We start from the raw sequence: 16340 nt of genomic DNA, 5'->3' as shown, positions 1-16340 counted from the left end.
CCATACAGCCGCCTGGCTTCCACGGGTTCGCCCGCGGACACGCCACACATGTATGGGAGTTCCGTCGTGTCATCGTTCCTGCTTTCCAGGTCCGCGCAGAGCCTTCTGCAGCTCGCCGCGGGTGACACCCTCGCCGATCAGCTCACCACCCAGTTCGCCGTCAAGTACGGCTTCCGCCCCTCCGACTCCGAGCAGCGCTCCTGGCGGATGAGCCTGCCTACGCTCGCCCAGGAGCTCGTGGAGTGCGGACTCGGCGACGTCGAGATGCTCATCGAGTACCAACTGCCGCTGTCCAGCCTTCGCGCCGATGTCGTGCTCGCCGGCGTCCACCCCGAGACCGGCAGGTCGTCCTACGTCGTCGTGGAGCTCAAACAGTGGAGCAGCGCGACCCTCGAAGAGGGCGAACCCCGGCTGTGCACCGTGCCGGGAGCCAAGCGCGTGCTGCTGCACCCGATCGCACAGGTCGAGCAGTACTGCGAGTACCTCGTCGACTTCACCCGTGCGCTGCACGACAGCACTGACGACGTCGTCGGTGTCGCCTACCTGCACAACGCCGACGACGCGGGGGTCGCGTCGCTGCTCGAGCTGCCGCCCCGGCAGTACGGACAGCTGTTCACCGCGTCGAACCGCTCCGCGCTGCGGACGTTCCTGCACAGCCGCCTGGCCCCCAAGCCCGGCATCCAGGCCGCGGAAGACCTCACGAACAGCAGGATCGCGCCGAGCAAGCAGCTGATGGCGGTCGCCGCCGACGAAATCAAGCACCAGCGCAGCTTCGTACTGCTCGACGAGCAACAGGTCGCCTATCTGATGGTCCTGCGAGCGGTCCGGCGCGCCCAAGACGCCGACAGCAAAGAAGTCATCATCATCAACGGCGGACCGGGTTCCGGCAAGAGCGTCATCGCACTCGAACTCCTCGGCGAGCTCTTCCGGAACGGCTACGGCGCGATCCACGCGACCGGGTCGAAGTCGTTCACCACCACCCTGCGCAAGATCGCGGGCAAAGGCACCACCCGGGTACAGAAGCTGTTCCAGTACTTCAACAGCTTCTCCCAGGCGCGACACAACCACCTGACGGTCCTCATCAACGACGAAGCCCACCGCATTCGCGAGACCTCCAACAACCGCTACACCCCGGCCGCGAAGCGCAGCACCAAGCCCCAGGTCGAAGAACTCATCGACGCCGCCCGCGTGCCCGTCTTCCTGCTCGACGAGCATCAGGTCGTCCGTCCCGGCGAACTCGGCTCCTACGACGAAATCCACGCCAAGGCAACGGAGAAGGGCTTCACGGTCCGGCGGATCGATCTCGACGGCCAGTTCCGCTGCGGCGGCAGCCGCACCTACGAACAGTGGGTCCTGGACCTGCTGGGCCTCTCCGGCAACCCTCCCGCTTCGTGGCAAGGCGACGACCGATTCGAACTGGCCGTCGCCGACAGCCCCGCCGACCTCGAAACCCACCTCGCCACCAAACTCGACCAGGGCTTCGGCGCGCGGATGACCGCAGGTTTCTGCTGGCCCTGGAGCGACGCCCACCCCAGCGACGGGCTGGTCGACGACGTCGTCATCGGATCCTGGAAGCGTCCTTGGAACGTCAAGGGCGACCGCGGGGTCAACGGCGCACCCCCCTCCCAGCTGTGGGCGACCGATCCCGCCGGCTTCGGCCAGGTCGGCTGCATCTACACCGCACAAGGCTTCGAATACGACTGGAACGGCGTGCTCTTCGGCCCCGACCTGGTCTGGCGAACCGACCACTGGGTGGCCGACCCCTCCGCGAGCAAGGACACCGTCGTCGCCCGCGCCAAACCGGACGAATTCGAACGGCTCATCAAGCACACCTACAAGGTGCTGCTGACCCGCGGCATGCAGGGAACAGTCCTGTACTCGACCGACCCCGAAACGCAGGCACTGTTCCACACACTCGCCGACGCCTGAAGCCCCGATGACACTCGCGAACCTCAGCGCGGGCAGTCACGAACGCCACCGGCCCGGTACGCGCCACAGACCGCGCGCCGGTGAGCGACACCACGACCTCCGTGCCGCGGTTCGCCACCCACGAAAGGAAGCCCATGTGGGCTTGGTTCGTCGGCGGCTATGCGGCGCTCATCGCGGTCCTTATCGCGTATTCAGCACACGTCGCCATTTCCTGTCACAACAAACAGCGTCGCGCCGACGCATTCAGGATCCCTCGAACCACGGTCTGGACACCGCCAGTGGTAGCAGAGGGGCGACGGTGGCTTGCCCAGGACATACGATGACGACTGCACCAGTCTTGGCGGGTTGCGTGGGCCGTCTGCTACCGCTGCTGAGCTGGTCCGACCCGAACGCGGGAGCCTGCCCATGCCGTTGCTGCTCGATATGCCTTCCGAACGGGCTGACCGGGTCTTCTTGCATCCTTTGCATCAGGAAGCTGCCGCTGCTGCCGTGGAGCTGATCACTGCTCTCCGGCAGTGCCGCAGCAGCGGTGACTACTTCAATTTTCAGCAATCGCTGCTGTCGCGGGTGCTCGCAGTGCAGGAGCACCGGTTGAGATGCAGGAGAGTCGGAAAACTGCTTCGGCAAGGTAAGAAGGTACCTCGAGATGCTCCTGAGCTGAGGTTAGGCGATCCCGCTGACGGTGAGAGCTGGCAGCTAGAAGCTGACGTCTGCGAGCGCGTTGACCGGCAGCTGCGCTCGATCGCGGACGCGCTCGCCTGGCGGGTGTTCGGCTACGACCGGCGGGTCATCATCGCGCTCTCTCGCAATCAGCGCCCTGGCCCGATGGCAGGCAAGATCGGCCTTGCCGCTGAGCTCGGGTTCGTCACCGATTGCTGGCGGGACGAACGCCGATTTGTCCTGTTACACGATCTGACCTCGTGCCTGAGCATCGGCGACGCCACCTCGTTCACCGAGGTCGGCGACGAATACGAAGCGTATCTGCATGAGATCAAGTCTGATCCTGACCGGAAGGTTTCGCGGCAGCGCAGGCGCCAGCAGATGGCAGAAGAAGCGATTCGTTCTGGCGGCCTGCTGCCCGGCGAGCTTCCCGGGAAACTTGTGCCACTCGATATCTCGTATAAGACTCACCTCGACCTGCTCAGCAGGTCGTTCAGCCTGGCACATGAACGCGGACTCCAGGGGATGAAACTCCCCGGAGGCCGGGCTCTCGTTACAGCCGATATCGCCCGTGGCTACGAGCTCTGGCCGGAACAGGAATTCGTTGACCGGACAGCGGCCGAGCACCGACGAGTAGTTAAGCGGGCAAACATTCTGAACGGCGCGCACCTCGTCTACGCCCGGAGTGATGACCGGGTTGCCCGGTCTCCGACATTGCCGCCTTGGGCGATCTATCCGCTCTCACCTGCGCTGTGCGCGAGGCTGATCACGGACTACGCGCTGTTCATCGTGACACTGTCTTCGGAAGCAGTGCTGGCGGCACTCGAGGACACCGGAGTGACTGCTACCTGGGCACTTCCCCGGGGCCTCGAGAACGTCCGGCCAGACCAGGTGGTCCTTCGCGCGTACGCTGCTGGCCGCACGATCGAGCTGCACTGGGCAGAGCTGGAGAGGAGCCTGCTGTTCGAGCTGATGGATCTACCCACCTGGGCAGAAGGCGTAAAACAGCTGATGAACCGCAAGGACATCGGACAGAGGCCCTGGCCCTCGTTCACTGACGAGTGGAAGGTGTGGGCATAAATGCTGCGACGCCTGGTTGCCAAGCACGTGAGTTGGCCTGCCAACCAGCCTGCAGAGGCACGTCTCTAGTTGGGCTGCTCAGGCAGTTTGAACCGCGGAATCGCCGGCGCAGGGATGATCGGCTCATCGGAGTGTGCGACGGCCCACCACTTGTGGTCCAGCCAGAACTTCGGCCGGTCAGCATCGCGGCCCACCTCAGCGAGCCGGACGGACACCCACTCCCCCTTCGCAGGAACAGGCAGCTTAAGACGGCGCGCTATCGCAGGATGAGCTTCCTGAGCCCCCAGAACGACACGCCCCTCGGGCCGTAAGGCGATCCGCGCGTCGCGGACTCGCTTCGGAGAATCGTCCTGCTGTGCCACCGTAAGCACGGTGTGCCGGCTCACCACACGGCCTGCCAGCTCCCGGAAAAGCTGATTGACACGCTCTTGCCCCGAGACGTCTCGCAGGATCCTGCTGCGCTGCTCCGGCGCGAGGTGAAGCAGGTGGTTGGTAGGCAGATCGTCCTGGATGCCTCCCCAGAGCCAGAAAATGTCCCGCGACCCGTCATCTGCGAGTTTACGTTTGTAGTCGCGGTTGTAGGCGCGCAACGAGTTACCTGATGCATCTGGCTTCTTCCACCGCAGCCGCTGATCGGTGACCCGGATCAGGCCAGCAGCCCACTCACTGCGGTCATCGCTGAACCACGTGAGCAGGGCAGGATGGTCAGCTCGACCGGACTGGTCCCCATGATCAGCACACCGGTACATCTCCATAGGGATCTCCCAGCCGCCAAGCTCGCGGGAGAACTTGCAGTCAAGATCAGCCCCAGCGACCGTCCAATCGAGGTCCACGCCAGCATCGATACCAAACTCTTTTGTCAGATTTACCTCGACAGCGGTACCCAGGTAGGTCTTCTCGGTTTTAGACAGATGCTGATAGCACCATCTACCAGTGCGCTGCCCATCCAGCAGTTCGTCGAGCGAGTCACGCAAGGCCCACCGGAACCGCTCGCGTGCTTCATGCTGGCTGTAAAACCAGTCAACGCACGGCTGCAGGTCCTGGGGCGGACTGGCCGCGCTATCCCGCGGGATAGGGAAGGCGCCCACGGGCCTGGTGGACATGCCCCTTTCCGGCACCGGGTGCACCAGGAACTTGTTGCGCTTCCAGCTCGTGGCACGTGCCCGGGAGTCAACTGCAGCAGCACGTCTGACGTTCAGCGGCAACGCCAGAGCCCCCTGATTACCAATAGTCACTCTGCCGACTATCCCAGATAGCCCAGACTTCCAGCGAGCAGAGCGACCACGCACTCGGACGATCTTCCAGCCGCACCACATGCCACCGCCACTGCCTCGGCCATGACGACCGCAGAGAAACCCAGGCCGGAAGCACCGCGCCGAGCCTCGGCTCGTCACCGACCTGCTGAGCGGCAAGCGCCGGGCATAGTCATCCACTCCGCATCACCAGACGACACCGCGACCGGGTCAGCCTCACCAGGCGCAAGAGGGGTACCAGCGAGAACGCTACGATGATCCAGAAAGCTCATGGTGGGCACGTGACGCGCCACCCGGGAGCAGGTCCAGCACATGGAGGCACTGAACTCGGCCATGACGCAGCCACAGGCAATAGCGTTCTCCGACCTCAGCCAGGCAGACCTCGTCGTCGACCGCATCTACGAAGGCGGCACCGCAGGTACCTTCGCCGACGACCCCCTCGCCGCCCTGCTCCCCGTCGGCAACCAGGGCGGCTTCAGATACAAAGGCTCGCCCCGGCAAGGCAGCGTCAAAATTGCGGCACTCTACTCGACCGCCGCGGAACCCGACTGGCCCGACGCACTGGACCCCCAAACCGGGATCTTCACCTACTACGGGGACAACCGCAGCGCTGGACGCGACCTCCACGACACCCAGCGAGACGGCAACCTCCTCCTCAGAGACGTCTTCAGCCTCACCCACGGAAGCGACCGTGACCGTGCCACAGTGCCGCCATTCCTGCTCTTCGAGAAAGCAAGCCCCGGCCGCAGAATCGTCTTCCGCGGACTGCTCGCGCCCGGCGCGGCCACGCTGACTCAGGACGACGAACTAGCCGCGATCTGGCGAAGCAGCAGCGGCAGCAGATTCCAGAACTACAGGGCACGCTTCACCGTGCTCGACGTCGCCACAGTATCCCGGGCATGGCTCAACGACATCCTTGCCGGCAACACCAACAACAGCCCACACTGCCCGCCTGCCTGGACCGCCTGGGTACAGGGCCGGTCTTATCGCCCACTACTGGCACCATCGACAACAATCGTCCGGAAAAAAGCTGAGCAGCTTCCCGCCGATGCTGACGGCCGAGCGATCCTGCAGCACATCCGCGATTTCTACCGCAAGAACGCACACGGCTTTGAAGCGTGCGCCGTCCAGCTCTGGCGGCTACTCGCACCCCGGACCACCCGCTGCGATGTCACCCGGCCAAGCCGCGACGGCGGACGGGACGCGATCGGCGAATACACCCTGGGACCCCGGTCAGACCCCATCACAATCGACTTCGCCCTCGAAGCAAAGTGCTACAGCGACACGACATCCGTCGGCGTCCGCGACGTATCACGCTTGATCGCCCGCCTGCGGCACCGGCAGTTCGGCGTCTTCATAACGACGTCATATTTTGACCGGCAGGCCTACACCGAGATCCGCGAAGACGGACATCCGATCGTCCTCATCAGCGGTCGCGACATCGTCGATATCCTCAGGGACCACGGCTACAGCGACCTGCAGGCGGTGCGTGCGTGGCTTACCGGTATCCCCACTACCTGACGTCACGACACAGGTCATCGCGGCGATGACAGGTCACTCGCAGGGCGTCTTATTGACGAAACAGCAGCTCACGGCGGCGCTGTCGAGAATATCTGCATAGTCGCGCTCCGCGCCCGGCAAGGGTGGGCAGGGAATACGACGCCCAGTTACCCCGCCCTGCCCTGACCTTACTGTGATCAGGTGCCGACCGCGCTCCTTACGTCGGTGATAGTAGTGAGAGGCGCCTGCAGTCTGATGGTCCGCCCGTTTCGATAGAACAGCAGGTCACCGTCTCCGAGCAGGTCCTCAGCACCGCCGCGGTCGAGCACAGTCCGGGAGTCCGTCGCGCTCGGGAGCGAGAAGGCGATGCGAGCGCTCAGATTTGCCTTAATGCTACCGGTAATCACGTCAACGCTTGGCCGCTGCGTAGCCAGGACCAGAAAGACCCCATATGCGCGGGTCAGCTGGGCGTAGCGCTGGACCATCTCACTGAAGGCTCGTCGATCCGACCCGGCAAGGACCAGATCTGAGAACTCGTCGACCAAGATCACAAGCTGAGGAAGATCCTCGAGCCGCCCACCGGACTCGTAATACTCCGATGCCGAGCTGACACCTGCCTCCTCCAGGATCGGCCCTCGCCGTGCTATTTCAGTATCTAACGTGAACTGCAACCTCTCAAGAGCCTCATCGGGATCACTGATGATGGCGTTGCCGCGCACATGTGGCGCACGCGCGAACGCCGCAAAGTCGAGCCGTTTCGGGTCGATGATTAGTATGCTGAGCTGCTCTGGTGTTCGTTGACGAAGTAGCTCAAGCAGAAGGCCCCGCAGGAAGACGCTTTTTCCGGAACCGGTCGCGCCGGCGACGAGTAAATGCGGGAGCCGCGAGAGGTCCGCAATTTCCACTGCTCCGCTGGGAGCAACTCCGGCCACAAAGCTCAGGGCCCCTGGCCGAGCCGTTGATTCATCGAGCCTGCCGAGAATTGACTTCAGTGGCACAGTCTGGCGATCGCTGCGAGGCACGTCTACGGTGACGTAGCCGGGCTCATCACCTATCACGATCTCGCCAGGCGCCGCAGTTTCCCGACCAAGGTCTCTTGAGCGGCGCTCGATGTCGCTGATCGATAGTTTCCCAAGGGTCCTGGTACGAAATCGAATTAGGCTCGGACCAGCGAGTGCGAGCTCGACGCGAAAGGGTTCGACGGATAGCCCGTATTTGGTGAATGCCTCGTCGAGCCGGGTGGCGTAAATGCTGGCCTCTGGCGGCAATGATCCGTCATAGGCTTCCGGTGCCAGAACGTCTTGTGTGCTAGCGTTATCCGGTTTACTGCCGTCGTGGCCGGGCTTGGGTTCCGGCGTGGGACCGACATCGGGCCCTGAGGGCGAGGGATCGCTGTCTGGGCCCGATGCAGTTCCGTCGTCTTCACCGCCTGGCTCACTGAAAGTCAAATGGACGAGGTCTAGTGGGCGTGGGATTGCGTCTCCCGCCGCGAGTGCCCGCAACGCTGGTCGGCCTAGCCTGACGTGGCCGAATTTCCCCTCGCTGTCGAGCGCCTGCCGGTGAGCAGGCACTGCACTGCTGGCCTCAATGCTGACGAAGTCTCCGTACAAGGTCTTGGTTCCTACCTGGAAATCGAGCCGCAGGCTGAACTCTCCTCGCGACACTGCTTCGAGGGCACTTTCAAGTCCTGCTCGCTGGGTCTGCGACATCAGGCCGAATGCGGAGGCGCGGGTGGCGGCCGCGCGAATCAATTCGGCGAGGTCGCGTGCTCGGAACATGCGGCCTGGCGAAGCAGTGTCCCCAAAAGTGGACTGGAGCCAGTCCCGAGCACGCTTGAGCTGCTGATGCGCAGTTGTCGCAGCACCAGGGTCGGTTGAGCCCCGGTACTTCACCTCGAGCAGCCGGCCGCGGAGCGCAACCGTGCCTGATTCGTGTTCAGGGATCCTCACGTACAGCAGGTCATCGCAAAGAAATCCTTTGCTCGGCTGCACACCTTGCGGAAGCGACTTCAGCATCTCATCGATTGACAGGACGAGTCCCGTAGCTGACTCGCCGTGCAGCCCACCGTCAAGATCCTGAATACTCGCCACGGCCACCGCGAGCCCGATTCGTTCGTGCAAATCGTTCGGATTGGCCCCGACAAGATCCAATGCCCACTGTCCGCTTACCCCATTAAACAGCCGCAGCATGAGGTCCAGACCCGCTTCAGTCGGTTGTCCCAACTCTTGAATAGCCTGCCGCAACGCACGCCTGTAGGGCTCGACACGGTCAGTTGCGGTGATTGCGTCGAGCCCAGGCTGCGCGAGGTCGTGCCGGTCCTCGTAGTCAATGAGATACCGGGCACCTCGGCCTCTGGCGTCAGGTGCGAACGCTTCCAGCCCGAGAAGCCGGTCCAGGTGAACAACCCAGGCGCTCCCTCGATAGAGCGTATGTAGGTAGTCACGGTCAATCCGGGTCGAGGGCATCCGGGTGCGCCCGCGGGCGAGGGGGTCTCGTGGCATCCCGCCCACGACTTCCAGGCATCGCTGGACGAGACAGGACAGCATGCCAGACACATGTGAGCCCGTGAATGTGCCCCACATGAACGTTTTCTCATTCCGGCCCGGTTCAGTGTAGCGTCCGGGAACAGCGGCGAGCCCTCCCGCGAACAGGGTGCCCGCTCGAGCGTTCAGCTCGACGGAAGCCGGCTCGCGTTGGAGCGACGAGTCGAAGACGAACGATAGATGGGCAAATATAGGCTTGCCTTCATCTGGCGCCGCCCGAACGACTTCGAGCCGGTCCTGCAGCAGGCGATCTGTGAGGACGTTCCGCTCGGTGCTGTCGATCTGGCCCGCTACCAGATCCTCCAGCACTGTCCGGGTCTCGGTGGCGCTGACGATAGTGACAGCGAGCTTAGGTAGGGGTGTGGGCGCAGACCCTAGTGCGTGGGGCCTCGCGAGCAGGCGGAGGGCCTCCAGCACTACGGCCGCATCGCCCGGTTCGTGAAAGGCGAGGCCAAGTTCCTGCCGCTCATCAAGGTACTCGGGGTGGACCCGCATGAAGTGTTCCACGCGCTGCTTGATGTACGCCGGCCTGTTCTCACCGGCAACGCCGATGGCTGCTGGCTTGTATCTCCTCCAGAGGAGCGGGGCGGGACCGCCCGTCTCGTACCAGGTCCCGTGCATGGCGAAGTACGGGACGAGGTGCCGCATCGTGCAGGCGCGAATATCTTGAAGCTGGACATCGCTTGCCCGCCCATGCCACGACTCGAACTCCTCCGACAAGGTCAGGAGGTACGCAACACTGAGGGGGCTTGTGGGCGCGATGAGAGTCTCCGCAGTTGCCCCGTCCACGACGGCGTCCATCAGGAACAGCCGTTCATACTCGGCGGCGAACCGGGCACTGTCCAGAAGCGCCTCGAGGAGTTTCTCATAGGCAGCGACGTAAGCTCGCGCCTCGTCAATGGCATGACCTGCACCGATCGCGTGCACTGAACCGTGCGGGCGCACAGCTGTGAAGAACGCCGTTCGCGCGCCCATGAACGTCTCGAATTCGTCGATACCTGACACGTCCAGGGAGTCCAGGCTCGAGTACCGGTCTATGGTCAGCACGCCGGCGGTCGTTACGACACTGAAGGCGGTCACGTGCGGCAGATTAAGTATTTGCTGCTCGATGTCGAGACCGTCCCGGCCGTCTCCGAGGCCTTGGGAGGCAAGATCAAATCTGGCCGGAGTCGCGATCACCCCGGCGCGAGCACGATCCCCTCCAACCGTGACGAGAAAGCGGGTGTCGCCGAGTTCGTTGCCGTTGCGGCGTGCAAGGAGACGCGCGTGCGGGACGCTCTCGGCCAGCTGAGGCACGGCAGGTGACCGGCTCCCACCGTCGTCTCCTGGTTCGTCACCCTCCTCCCCTGGTTCTTCGCCGCTCTCACCAGGTTCCTCACCCTGCTCGCCCGGTTCCTCAGCTGGGTCTTCCGGTTCGGGATCCGATGGGCCTGGCAAAGGTTCGTCATCGATCAGCAGAGTTATGAGATGTTCCTCCCCATTCCACCGGGTCAAGCAGACCTCGGGCTCTCCGCTCTCCGGTTCCGGATCGGGACGTTCAACAGCGGGCTGTCCCGCGAGCTCACCAGCCGGGCCGAGCGCCAGCACTTGCGGGGTGGCCGCGCTGCGAAATGCCGAGGCCGTTAGGTCAAGGTCGAGTGCGGGCTCAAATGGTGCCCAGCTCCCGGTGTCGAGGTATATAGCCAGCTCGGCCGCTTGCCCTGAGGGCATTTGGATGCGCGCGAACCGCCACCCTGTCCCATCAACCGAAATCTCCACATGGCGGTCACCGGCCGCAACCGCTATCTCGAGAGACTCGCCCGAGTCAGACCAGGTCAGGCTCGCCAGCGTATCCGAACCAGCAGCCGACGAAAGCGCAACGTTGATTTGCCCGCCTCCTGGCTTCCATACCATCGCACGGTTGCCAAGGGTGACGACCGCGGATTCGCTCAGCGAGAGAGGGGAGGCTAGCCGGACGGGGCGGGTTGCTGCCTTAGAGCCGGGCATGTCGTCGAAAGTGAATTGCTCGTAGTTGAGGCCGAACGGGGTAAGAGCGGCTAGCACACGATTGAGCCTGGCGGTGTCTGCTTCTGTGTACCGCGCGGTGAGCTTCTTCTCGAAGTCTTGTCCAGGGGCGAGCCAGTTCTCCAACGTTGTCCGCCACTTGGCGGACTCTCGCAGCCTCGTCGCGGCATAGTCGGCTTGTGTATCACTTAGGTAGCATCCCAGCGAGTACAGCTGCGCGCCCGCATCTGATGCGTCGTTGAGCAATGCAATATGCCTGAGGCGTGCAAGGGTCGCAGCGGTGCGTGGGAGCCTTTGGAACCGCTCGTCATCGCGCAGTACTGCGCGAAGAAGCGGCTGAATCCCGGCGCTGGCTCCAGCGGCGGCACCTGCGGAAAGCTGCAGCCAGCTCAAGCCATCGAGAGTTGCCGCATCCTCGGCGGCGGTGCGCACTGTCTCGACAGGTTGCGGGTCAAGAATGAGCAGCACGTGCGTACCAGGCCCCGAGGTGACGTGATCCCGGAGCAGCGCCGCGAAGCCGGCGCTGCCAGCGTTCGGCCCCACGTCGCCGACGAGGTAGGGCACGAGAAGCCTGCGATTGCCGGGCTGGTCGCCAGGCAGCGGAACTGCCTGAAGAGTAACCGGCGCCCGGCCTTCAGTAATTGTCACGAGCGCGTCCGGGGCGAACTTCTCAGCGAGCGCACCGAGTACTTGCTCTGGCTTGACGCCGAGGTGGCACCCGAGGACAAGCCTTCGGTGCGCGGTAGAGGCTGATGCCTCGCGCACGAGGGCTGATGCCACCAACTCCGCGGCGAGGTCTGGATTGTGCTCAGGCGTAGTGAACAAAGCTTGCCTCCCCGGCATCGGAGTACCTGTCCAGAAGCCCCAGTCGTTCGAGAGTGTCCGAGAGTGCCGCTTGCTCAGCGTCGTCCTGTGGCGCGAGCCCGTACCTGCGTAGCCCACGCAGGAAGCGCTCGAGCGGGAGCTCCCGGTCTTTGCACGTCAGGCGCACAAGCATGAGCAGCAGCTGCTCGTCAAGTTCAAAGTAGGTGAAGCTGGGACCGTTGCGGGAGATGAGCGACCCGGCACCTACACTTGTTGAGAGCATCAGCTGGTTGACGACTTCGGTGCTCTGTCGGCTTGGGCGCGTACGCATGTGGCGGACGTCGTCTCGTAACGCGTGCAAACCAGGCCGGCTCTCGCCTGTCCTGCCGACGTGCACAAGCTCTTCGAACGTGGAACGGCCCTTTCGCCAGCCATCGTGATGGAGGACTGCGATAGCCGCACAAGCGGCGCCGTGGGTGCGCCTCAGGCTCGTGTCGGTGTCAAGCGCACGCGTCAGGGCGGCGATGTCGTGCCGGTCCGCTGCTTCTCCCCCGCCCAGGGCGGACCATGCACGGCAGGCTAGCGTTCGGGTGACGAGGGAAGCAGACATGTCGAGGAGGCGCTGCCGGTCGACGTCCTGGTAGGACTGCCTGCAACCGTCACGTCCGCTGACTGGCCTGAAGCGCCCGCTTCCGATTCTGAACCGGATCGCTCCGGCCAGGCTGCAGCTGTCCAGCTGAGAGAGTTCCCGACCAGTGCACTTGCATGTCTTGATGTCGGGCGGGGGTGCGATTTGCGCTGCCGCGGCGACAGCCAGATCGAGTTCCGAGCCGACCGCCACTGCGATTCGGTATAGGCGAAGCGCCAGATGAAAACTCAACAAGACCGTGAGCCATTGGGTCCGTTCGGGCCGCGGAAGCTCGGTGTTAAGCACCGTTTTGAGATCCTGCTCGAAAAGCGCAAGACTCGGCTCACAAAACGGCCCACCAGCCGAGGAAAAACTACTTTCGAATTCATCCCGATATTGCTCGAGCAGCTCAGTAGCGCTAGGCGCGCTATCTTTCCGCGGCGCACCGTCAAGCATTACTCTCAGGAAGAGACGGTCGAGCGAGGTGAGCTCATCGTAGCTCGCAGTCTCCTCCAGCAGCGACTGCATGAGATCAACGTTCGGGCCGCCACTCTCTGAATTCCACAACAGGTACGGGAGGATCCCACCACCGAACATCGTATATGAAACACGTTTCGACGCGTTCTTCTTGTCATCCCATACAGAATGGTGGTAGTTAAGCGGGAGCGACGCGTGCACTGGAAGCAGACGTTGTGCACCGCGGGCGCTAAAGAATCTTGCTTCCAGGGCCTTCGCTGCCGCCCGGGACGCTTCCGGCCCCAGCCCAAGGCGGCCAGCGAGGTTGGCGAGGACGCCATGATCATGCAGCAAATCATCGGAATCCGGCGCAGCTTCCTGGATCACACGCCACAGGAGCTTGTCGCGGTCGTCGCCGTGCGGAACGGTTGGCATCAGCCCTTGGATACCCAGTAACTCACCCCGCTCGCCCGTCAGGCGCGGCCGGTCATCCGTCCGCTTTTCCACCGGAAGCTTGATCGGCTTCCCAGCGACGAGTAGCCGGTTTCCCTGCATCAGCACATCGATGCCGGTCTCACCGGAGATTGCCTCAAGAGCGCGACGCACGGTCGGATTCACAGGATCTCCCTAGCCCGCAGCAAGTCGGTTGCCGTGTTTCGCTTGACAATGCGGAAGCGCCGTTCCTCTGGCGATCGCTCGCGCACCAGCAATGGCTGGTCGCCGCTAGCGGCAACGCGGACACCAACCGCCCGGATCGCCCGCCGCAGCGCCAGGAAGCGCTCGAGATCGATCGTCGTCGGGATCACGCCACCGGTTGCTGCCTCACTCAGCAGCTGCCACAGGGGGTAGTCCACGGCAACAGGCTTTTTATCAATCTCGAGGGAGAGTGCAAGAGGTTGGTAGTCAACGATCTCGGCGCCAGCACGGTTCGCCGCCAGCACCGGGTCCCGCCGGCTATGCAGGGCGTGTGTTTCGACGAGCCGAACGAGTACCATGAGGTCAGCCGTCGCTGAAGCCTGCAGCGTTGACGTGGGGTAGTAGTGCTCCGGGCCTGCGACGAGGCCGAACACTCGCGCCAGTCCCTCTTCTATGACCCCGAGTGCGTTTTCCAGCGCATCCCCGCCGGCCGTGGTCTCATCTTCTCCCTCGTGCTGCGCGGCGAGTGCGGCCATGAACTCACTGGATATGCCTGTTCCGCCTGCCAAATCACCACCCAGCCACGCCGCCCGTGCCATCATCCGACCCCAGACCCGAGCACCATCCGCCGAGGCGCCTTTGCCGCCTTCAAGCGCGGAGGCCGCCCGCTCCACAGCCGGATGAGGCATGTCTAGCGAACCGCGAAGGAACCTGCGGAGCTGATCAGCGTCGCTATCCGGATCGAGTCCTGCATCAGCAATCAGTTTGTGCACCGGAAAGGTAACGCTGTAACTCGGTTCCCTCGTCGCGAGCTCAGCAATAAGAGACCCCTCGGCGGCTGGCCGGAGCCAGGATGTCTCGAGATGAACAGGGCCAAGAGCCCCATTACACGCCATCGCATGGAGCAGCACTGCCTCATCCGCCTCCTCCGCGATGTCCACGATTGCGTAACAGGGATCGCGGCCATCACGATCGGCTGCCGGCAGACCGCCGAGGGCAAGCTCAGCCGCCGCGTCCCACAGCGAGCGCGGCGCCAGCTGCCGCCCGCGCGCCAGCGCAAGGTCACCAGCCGCACGGTTGATCGCGCGCCGGCCCGGCTCAGCCGAGATGACGTGCGCGTTGGCCATGGGCCAGCACCAGTCGCGAACCTTGCAGGTATTGCACCGGGGAGTGCCTTCGAGCACGCCAGACGGGTCGGCCGGATCGAAGCGGGCGAGTATCTCTTCCAAGAGGGCGCCATCGGAACCGACGGTGGTGCGGTGGTCAAGATTGACAACGAGGATGCCGCTGCGCATCCACCCGGCCGGATCCGATGCCCCCGGCAGGGTGGGGAGCCCTAGCCGTGAGCGCAGAAGCGACTCAAGCTGGGACAGTGCAGGGGCTTCCGGCACGTCAGGCAGATCGTTAAAGAACCGCAGGGCCATTCCCGTATTCATCGCGACTATGCGGCACCCTCCTGCCGGCTCAGCGGCGCCATCGCTGAAGGGGGCGAAGAACCTGGCAAGCCTCTCGGCCTGTCCCTGATCCGGGGCATCCGAATGGGTCGCATCCGCGAGGCACTCGCCAATACGACCGCCGCCTTCTTCCTGCTGACGTGCTAGAAGGTGATTCAGCGTCGCTGACTTGCCGCTACCCGCGCTTCCGGTCAGGACCAGCAGCCTCAAAGGTGGATCCTCGCCTAGCGCATTCCACAGGCGCGCCTCCAGCACACCGGGGCGAGCCATCAGTGCCTGGACACCGCTGAGGTGGCCCTCGCGGACGACGGCTTCGCTGGCGCCTGCACGAAGCTGTAGCAGGCGGCCGATCGGGCTCGGGTGCGATGTATCGAAGGGATCAGAACCTGTCATGAGGGACTCTCCCAGCTGTAAAGGAGTACGGCGTCATCGTCGAGCAGGGCTTCATCGGCCAGGCGGCGTACAGCAATCCATCCCGGAACGCCGAGTCGCTCGGCCACTGCAGTCGCGCGGTCAGCTGTCCGCGGCGCCCACGGATCGCGGGCGTCCTCGTCGACTACTGGTGTCACTGTGCGCAATGCCCTCTCGAGCAGGTTGCGAGGGGACAGAAGGTGAGCGGCCAGATCGATCGCCGCGCTCTCCTCGTGGGTGCCGACCCGGGGAAACGTGCACGAGCGCTCGTTGCGGGCCGCGTGCGAGGCAGCGTGTGCAAGGAGGAACCGCACCCTGGGCGCACCGCCTGCATCGCCTGGCAGGCTGGGGTCCCGGACAACCACCACATCGTTGTCCTCGAACGTCGTCGCCGGCTCTTGGCTCCCCGTCACAACGCGCGGGCGCATTCCCGCCGCGCGGCAAAGCGCCTCGGGATCGACGCGATCACCGGCGATTGCGCGGCGGAACGCACCAGTCAGCAACCTCTCAGCGTGCACTCCAGCGTCGAGGCGCCGCAAGGCGGGAAGCGTGCGGTCGGACAATTCCGGTTCGGAGATCGCACGGGAAAATCTGCTGACGGCCCGCTCTGCCTCGGCTGGGAGCCGCTCTGCCGCAAGAGAGATAGCCGCCGACGAAACTGGGTCATCTAGTGCAGCCACTAGACGATCGAGCAAATCACGGCTTGGAACACGGTCAGAGGACCCGCTCTCCAAGCGCGAGAGGTGCGTGTAGTTGGTTCCGCAGCGCTTGGCAAGCTCGCGGAGCGTCAGGCCCTGACGATTCCGCTCCGTACGCAGGACGTCGCCGAACGGCGTAGCCGCACTCGGTTCCATGCAATCACTCTTGCACTTCTCACGGCGTGGTGTCTATCCGAGATGAGTGTTGCGGCAACACGCAACTCTTGTCGGTGAATCACGATCACTAGAGTCGTCCTTAACAGCGCTAATTGACGATTACCGGG

The 16340-nt window shown here is 63.9% G+C and carries 8 protein-coding genes; 3 read left to right on the top strand and 5 right to left on the bottom strand.

Translation table 11 applies throughout. From position 1 onward, the window contains the following. The first annotated feature begins 66 nt into the window (after positions 1-66). Positions 67-1929 carry a DNA/RNA helicase domain-containing protein gene (locus tag ACOCEP_RS27370; protein ID WP_482331888.1) on the top strand — a complete coding sequence of 621 codons (1863 nt, stop codon included), beginning with the start codon at positions 67-69 and terminating at the stop codon, positions 1927-1929. A 405-nt stretch (positions 1930-2334) separates the two neighbouring features. Next, positions 2335-3669, top strand: a complete 1335-nt coding sequence (locus ACOCEP_RS27365; protein WP_482331887.1) for a hypothetical protein — start codon at positions 2335-2337, stop codon at positions 3667-3669. Positions 3670-3734: 65 nt separating this feature from the next. On the opposite strand, the gene ACOCEP_RS27360 is transcribed toward ACOCEP_RS27365, so the two are convergent. Next, complete coding sequence (locus ACOCEP_RS27360; RefSeq protein ID WP_482331886.1) at positions 3735-4904, bottom strand: NaeI family type II restriction endonuclease; 1170 nt, start codon at positions 4902-4904, stop codon at positions 3735-3737. Positions 4905-5234: 330 nt separating this feature from the next. Between ACOCEP_RS27360 and ACOCEP_RS27355 the strand changes: the two genes are divergently transcribed. Next, the gene (locus ACOCEP_RS27355) at positions 5235-6443 is read left to right on the top strand and encodes a restriction endonuclease (RefSeq protein WP_482331884.1); all 1209 of its coding nucleotides are present in this window, start codon (positions 5235-5237) and stop codon (positions 6441-6443) included. A gap of 176 nt (positions 6444-6619) precedes the next feature. On the opposite strand, the gene ACOCEP_RS27350 is transcribed toward ACOCEP_RS27355, so the two are convergent. The 4 genes from ACOCEP_RS27350 to ACOCEP_RS27335 are packed head-to-tail and all read right to left on the bottom strand — an operon-like array spanning position 6620 to position 16212. Then, entirely contained in the window at positions 6620-11794 is a 5175-nt protein-coding gene (locus ACOCEP_RS27350; RefSeq protein ID WP_482331883.1) for an FtsK/SpoIIIE domain-containing protein, read from the bottom strand. Beyond that, the gene (gene dptG, locus ACOCEP_RS27345) at positions 11778-13475 is read right to left on the bottom strand and encodes a DNA phosphorothioation-dependent restriction protein DptG (RefSeq protein WP_482331882.1); all 1698 of its coding nucleotides are present in this window, start codon (positions 13473-13475) and stop codon (positions 11778-11780) included. The genes ACOCEP_RS27350 and dptG overlap by 17 nt, the downstream gene beginning before the upstream one ends. Continuing rightward, on the bottom strand, positions 13472-15340 hold the full coding sequence (locus tag ACOCEP_RS27340) for a hypothetical protein (protein ID WP_482331881.1): 1869 nt from the start codon (positions 15338-15340) through the stop codon (positions 13472-13474). The genes dptG and ACOCEP_RS27340 overlap by 4 nt, the downstream gene beginning before the upstream one ends. Next, positions 15337-16212 (bottom strand): helix-turn-helix domain-containing protein, encoded by an 876-nt coding sequence (locus tag ACOCEP_RS27335; RefSeq protein ID WP_482331880.1) that lies wholly within the window; start codon positions 16210-16212, stop codon positions 15337-15339. Before ACOCEP_RS27335 ends, ACOCEP_RS27340 begins: the two co-directional genes overlap by 4 nt. Positions 16213-16340 lie beyond the last annotated feature (128 nt).

The sequence above is a fragment of the Amycolatopsis sp. CA-211722 genome (assembly GCF_056828465.1).
Note: the sequence above shows the minus strand (reverse complement) of the source record. Positions and strands in the feature narration are given on the sequence as shown.

Coding starts and splice junctions, on each gene's coding strand:
- ACOCEP_RS27365 (WP_482331887.1), top strand. CDS start 2,335: ATGCCGTTGCTGCTCGATATGCCTTCCGAACGGGCTGACCGGGTCTTC.
- ACOCEP_RS27355 (WP_482331884.1), top strand. CDS start 5,235: ATGGAGGCACTGAACTCGGCCATGACGCAGCCACAGGCAATAGCGTTC.
- ACOCEP_RS27340 (WP_482331881.1), bottom strand. CDS start 15,340: ATGACAGGTTCTGATCCCTTCGATACATCGCACCCGAGCCCGATCGGC.
- ACOCEP_RS27335 (WP_482331880.1), bottom strand. CDS start 16,212: ATGGAACCGAGTGCGGCTACGCCGTTCGGCGACGTCCTGCGTACGGAG.